Raw genomic sequence first — 6,373 nt, 5'->3', positions numbered from 1 at the left:
TGCTTTGGACTGGATGAATGGACGTCGCACACCGAATGCCGACCAAAATGTAAAAGGAGTAATTGCAGGACTCACTTTAGGTAGTAGTGCGCCCGAAGTATTCCGGGCATTGGTTGAAGCTACCGCATTCGGTTCCCGTCGCATCGTTGAGCACATGAGAGGACAAGGCTTGCAAATTGATTCGGTTAATGCTATCGGAGGAATCAGCAAGAAAGCTCCTTTTGTAATGCAGACATTGGCGGATGTGCTGAACATGCCTATCCGCGTGATCCGTTCAGAACAGACCTGTGCTTTGGGGGCAGCTATGTTTGCAGCAGTGGCGGCAGGAATATATTCTGATATTAGTGAAGCTACAAAATACATGGGTTCGGATGTTGAAGCTGAATATCAACCGGATGAAAAACGTTCTCTCGTTTACGAGACTCTCTACAAGAAATATCTTGAATTAGCAAAACTTGCTTAAATTATAAATAATACAAACCATTAATCTATTTAAACATGAGAATCAAATCTATCATTTTGGGAGCCTTTTGTATGGCTGCCATGAGTGTTTACGCTCAAAACTTTAACGGATTGGACATGAATATGGGCAACTTGTACCGTATGTCTAATGCAAAAACACGCTCTATCAGCCCTGAAAACTTTACTGGTGAGAAAGGTAAAGGCGGTATGGCTGATCCTGTTGCTGATAAGGATAAAGTGAATCAAGCCAATGCACATCATGCATCTAAGACATTAGGACAAGGTTGGAAAGTAAATCCTTATGTAAATATCGGTCCAAATGAAACTTTTACTTTAGCAGAAATAGAGGGACCTGGTGCTATTCAGCAAATATGGATGACACCAACAGGTGAATGGCGCAAAACAATTATCCGATTTTATTGGGATGATGAGAAAGAACCATCTGTAGAATGTCCTGTAGGTGATTTCTTCTGTAGTGGTTGGGGAGTATATTCTCCATTGAGTTCACTGGCTGTCTGTGTAAATCCGGGTAGTGCTTTCAATTGTTACTGGCAGATGCCTTTCCGTAAGAAATGTAAGATTACTATGGAAAACATTGATCCGAATAATGAGATGAGAGTATATTACCAGATTAACTATACCTTGACTGAAGTTCCTCAGGATGCTGCTTATTTCCATGCACAATTCCGCCGTTCGAATCCTAATATGACTTCGGATCATGTATTGGTTGACGGTATTAAAGGTAAGGGCCAATATGTTGGTACTTACATTGGTTGGCAAGTAAATAACAGCGGTTGGTGGGGTGAAGGTGAAATTAAATTCTTTATGGATGGAGATAAGAAATTCCCAACAATTTGTGGTACTGGTACAGAAGATTACTTCTGCGGTTCTTACAACTTTGAGAATAAGACTACACACCAGTATGAAGAGTTTACTACTCCTTATGCAGGACTTCACCAGATAATTCGCCCCGATGGAGTTTATCGTTCACAACAACGCTTTGGAATGTATCGTTGGCATATCCTTGACCCTATTCGTTTTGAGAAGGATTTAAAAGTCACTATTCAAGATTTGGGTTGGCGCAATGATGGTCGTTATCTCGATCAGAAATCAGATATTTCTTCAGTTGTGTTCTGGTATCAGGCTGAACCTCATGCAAAGTTCCCGGTATTGCCTTCTGTAGATGATCTTGAGGTCGTACGACCATTCTAAATGACACATTTTTGAGAACATATACAAACTACTTATTTAATAACCTTTTTACTTTGAATCTATGCTGAAATTTTATCAAAGACGGAAAATTTCCGACACTATGCGGCTAATGATGGTATTATGCATGTTATGCATAACTCAATTGGCTATGGCACAAACCAAGAACTTTCAAGGTGTTGTGAAAGATGCAAAAGGTAACACTCTGCCGGGTGTTACCATAATGGAAACAGGTACTACCAATGGTATTTCGACAGATATCGACGGTAAGTTTGAACTCAAGGTGAGACCTGGGAAGACTCTGACGGTGAGTTACATCGGGTATGTTACTCGTACTGTTCCTACGAACGATAATACTACTTTCCTGAATATCATTCTTGAGGAAGATGTATTCCAACTTGATGATGTAGTGGTAGTGGGTTACGGATCTATGAAAAAGGGTGAAGTGACCAGTGCCATTACCTCTGTCAAGAAGGACAATTTTCTGGCAGGTATGGTAAAGAGCCCCGAACAGCTCCTTCAAGGAAAGGTGGCAGGTTTACAGCTTTCAAATTATACTGGCGATCCGGTTTTAGGTCTTGAAATGACCATCCGTGGTGTAAATTCATTATCAGGAAATACGAGTCCGCTTATTGTTATTGACGGTATTCCCGGTGGTAGTTTGACGGCTATTTCGAGTGAAGATATAGAGTCGATTGATGTATTGAAAGATGGTTCGGCTGCTGCAATTTATGGTACACGTGGTACAAATGGTGTGATTGTAGTAACTACCAATCGGGCCAAAGCAACTAAACTTTCATTGGAATATAGTGGTTCTGTTTCATTTGAAACCTTTGCCAAGCATGCTGATATGCTGACGGCTGATGACTATCGGACATTGAAAAGTGATACTAACTTCCCGGGTATTCAGGATGAAGGTACTACTACCGATTGGGTAGATGCCATCAGTCGTACAGCCGTCAGTCATAATCACTTCCTCTCTTTGAAGGGTGGTAATGCAGAATCCAATTATGTAGCTTCTATTGATTATCGTAAACGCGAAGGTGTTATTCGCAATACAGATCGTGAATCTATTACTGCTAAAGTAGCTCTAAATCATAACATGTTTAATAATAAGTTACGTTTTCAGTTTAATATCAATGATAGCTACGTTACTCAACAGCGTGCCTGGTATGCCGCTTATTTGAATGCTTTGTTAGAGAATCCTACTCGTCCTATTTATGACGAGAATGGAAACTATACGGAGTATAAGGTAAATTTGAAACCTTACAATCCCGTTGCCATGATTAACGAGGAATATGATGTAGAGGGTTACAATCAATTGATGATGAGCGGTAAGGTCACTCTTTCTCCGATTGAAGGACTCAATTTGAGCGTAATGGGTGCCATGCAACGTTTCGACCGTATGGAGAATAAGAGTAATACTTTCAAGCACATGAGTACGGTTGTAAATGGCGATAATGGCAATGTTTGGAATTGGGCAGACAATAATCTGCAAAAGACATTGGAGTTAGTTGGTGATTACACAAAATCATTAGGCTTGCATAATATAGGTGCTATGGTAGGTTATAGCTATCAAGATGATGACGCCAAGGGGCTTTCGCAGTGGGCTAAAGATTTTCCGACAGACATGTTCGGTCCTTGGAATATTGGTTCCATGAACGATATGAAGGATAATAAAGCCTCTATGTCCAGTTATAGAAATACCCATAAGTTGATCTCTTTCTTTGGTCGTTTGACTTACAATTACGATGAAAAGTACATGTTCATGGCAAGCTTGCGACGTGAAGGTTCATCTCGCTTTGGTGATAATCATAAATGGGGATGGTTTCCTGCTGTATCAGCCGGTTGGCGCATCAGTAAGGAAAGCTTTATGGAAGATATTAATTGGTTGGACGACTTGAAATTCCGTGTTGGTTATGGTGTTACTGGTAATGAAGTAAATGCAAATCTGCTATCTATGTATCTGTTGGGTTATGGCGGTTATGCTTATATTAATGGCAAATGGACACAAGGTGCCGGTCCGTATCAGAATCCTAATCCTGACTTGAAATGGGAAACAAAGAGTGAGTTGAACTTCGGACTCGATTTCTCTTTCTTGAAGAATAGAATTTCCGGTTCTATTGATGTTTATCATCGTGAAACCTCTGATTTGCTTTCAACATACGAAGTACCGACTCCTCCGTATATTGTATCGAGCATGATGGCAAACGTGGGCAAGATAAGAAATCAAGGTATTGAATTGTTACTAAGCGGTACTCCGATAAGCACTCGCGATCTGCGTTTGGATATTACTGGTACTTTCTCTTATAACAAGAATAAGATTGTTTCTTTATCTAACGGACTCTATCAGAAAGACTATTGGTATGCAGGTGCTACCGGTTCGCCTATTCAAACTCATACGCATATAGTAAGGCAAGGTGACCCTGTAGGTAACTTCCATGGTTTCCAGACTCATAGCCTTACATCTGACGGTTTGTGGATGGTTTATGGTGCTAACGGTGAGCCTAAATTGCTAACTGCTGCCGATGATAGTGACAAGAAAGTGATTGGTAATGGTATCCCCACTACTTATGGAAGCCTTAACCTGGCATTAAGCTATAAAGGTTTCGATCTTTCTGTAATGTTTCGCGGTGCATTCAACTTCCAGGTATTGAACCGTCAACGCATGCATTGGGAGACTACAGCCCGCATCGGTGAAGGTAACCTGCCGCGTTCAGTATTGGACAAACCGTTTAATAGTGGCTCCTATGTAAAGGGTGCTCCGGCTATGCAAAGCTATTATGTAGAAGATGGTGACTATGTGAAGTTGGATAATGTAAACCTTGGTTATACTTTCAATCTCAAGAATCAAAAGATAATTCAACGCCTCCGTCTGTTTGTAGCGGGCAATAATCTGCTCACGATGACTGGATATAAAGGGTTGGATCCGGAAGTCAGCATCAAGGGACTTGCACCTGGTGTAGAAGGAGCCGGTGCAGGTGAGTTATATCCGACTACACGCCAGTTTACTGTAGGTTTAAATCTTTTGTTCTAATCTTTAAAAACTATAGCAATGTTTAGAAAACAATATATTACTGCTGCATTCTTCGCTGTCACTTCTCTATTTAGCGCTTGTACTAATTTAGATGAGGAAGTTTTTAGCAGCATTCCGGAGAAAGACTTCTACAAGACTGAATCAGAGTTTTTGGCAGCTATGGTACCTGTCTATTCAAGTATGCGTGCATTGACCGATTGGCAGAATTGGTGGGACTTGGAAGAGACAACCGATATATGTGTGACCCCTGTTAAGAATCATGGTTTATGGTACGATGGCGGTATCTATATCCGATTGCATCAGCAATCGTGGATGGAAGAAGACCCGCATCTGAATGCAATTTGGAGTTCATTATATGCAGGTGTATCAAGCGCTAATCGTGTACTCTATCAGTTTGAGAACTCAACGATTGAGATGCCCAGTAGGAAAAACTATATTTCAGAGTTAAAAGTGGCTCGTGCATTTTATTATTATTTGTTGCTCGAAACTTTTGGCAATATACCTATCATTGATCGTTTTGATGTTCCCGATGGTTACCTTCCGGCTACAGAATCGCGTGCAAAAGTGTTTGAATTCATAGAGACGGAGTTAAAGAACAATATTGATAACTTGAGTGAGGAACGTCTGAATACTTATGGTCGTTTCAATAAGTGGAATGCTAAAATGCTTTTGGCACGTATGTACCTCAATGCTGAAGCATGGATTGGCAAACCGATGTATGGTGAGTGTAAGAGCTTATGTGATGAAATTATCGTAGCAAATAAATACAGATTGGATGGTGATTACTCACTACCATTCTCTACCAATAATGAGTTGAGCAACGAAACGATGTTTGTTATTCCGTTTGATGAAACGAAATCTGGCGGACAGATTTATATGTGGGCACGTAAGACATTGCACTATTCCCAAATGCAAACTTTCAGCCTGCAAGCAACCTGGCTTGATGGTGGTTGCTTGGGTGTTCCTACTTTCTTTGATAATTATGTGGAAGGCGACAAGCGTTTGGAAAAGACTTGGCGCATGGGACAGCAATATGCACTGGATGGTACTCCGTTGTGGACCAATGGCTGGTGTGGCGATCCGCAAATGCTGCTTAGCTATACCAGAGATGTTACGAACATTAGTGGAGATGCTACAATGTATCAAGGTTACCGATTTGGCAAATATGAAGTCAAAGTAGGGGCAACCGGTACTCCTGACAATGATTATGTAATTATGCGCTATGCAGAAGTTTTAATGATGAAGGCTGAATGTATTCTTCGTACAGGTGGTAACTCACAAGATGCAGCAGACTTGGTTAATGAAGTTAGAAAGAGAAACTTTGAAACAACTAATACATTGACCGGAGCCGAACTTGAAGCTACCATTACTGTCAACGAAGTCCCCGTGAAGTATGGCCGCCTTCTTCAAGAGCTTGGCGTAGAATTTGCATTGGAAGGTTTGCGTCGTAGTCAGCTTATACGATTCGACGATAACTTTACGAAAGGTACCTGGTGGGAACATCAGCCTACTAACGATAAGAAACGTAATCTAATGCTCATACCGTTTGATCAGTTACAACGTAACTCCAAGTTGGTGCAGAATCCTAAATGATAAATAGTTAACATCTCAGTCGGAATATACATGATGCATATTCCGACTTTATTCTTAAATTCATATAACCAT

General features: G+C 40.8%; 4 protein-coding genes. All 4 read left to right on the top strand.

The features are described from left to right. A partial coding sequence (locus tag Q1W14_RS04320; RefSeq protein WP_300699560.1) for an FGGY-family carbohydrate kinase occupies positions 1–463 on the top strand: 463 nt, incomplete at its 5' end. Positions 464–498: 35 nt separating this feature from the next. Beyond that, entirely contained in the window at positions 499–1,674 is a 1,176-nt protein-coding gene (locus Q1W14_RS04315; protein WP_300699559.1) for a glycoside hydrolase family 172 protein, read from the top strand. Positions 1,675–1,798: 124 nt separating this feature from the next. Beyond that, positions 1,799–4,708 carry a TonB-dependent receptor gene (locus Q1W14_RS04310; protein WP_300699558.1) on the top strand — a complete coding sequence of 970 codons (2,910 nt, stop codon included), beginning with the start codon at positions 1,799–1,801 and terminating at the stop codon, positions 4,706–4,708. An 18-nt stretch (positions 4,709–4,726) separates the two neighbouring features. Further along, positions 4,727–6,301, top strand: a complete 1,575-nt coding sequence (locus tag Q1W14_RS04305; protein ID WP_300699557.1) for a RagB/SusD family nutrient uptake outer membrane protein — start codon at positions 4,727–4,729, stop codon at positions 6,299–6,301. The last annotated feature ends 72 nt before the right edge of the window (positions 6,302–6,373 follow it).

This window comes from Bacteroides sp., from assembly GCF_030151085.1.
Classification (GTDB): Bacteria; Bacteroidota; Bacteroidia; order Bacteroidales; family Bacteroidaceae; genus Bacteroides.
The sequence above is the reverse complement of the archived record's forward strand: the minus strand, read 5'-3'. Positions and strand labels throughout refer to the sequence as shown.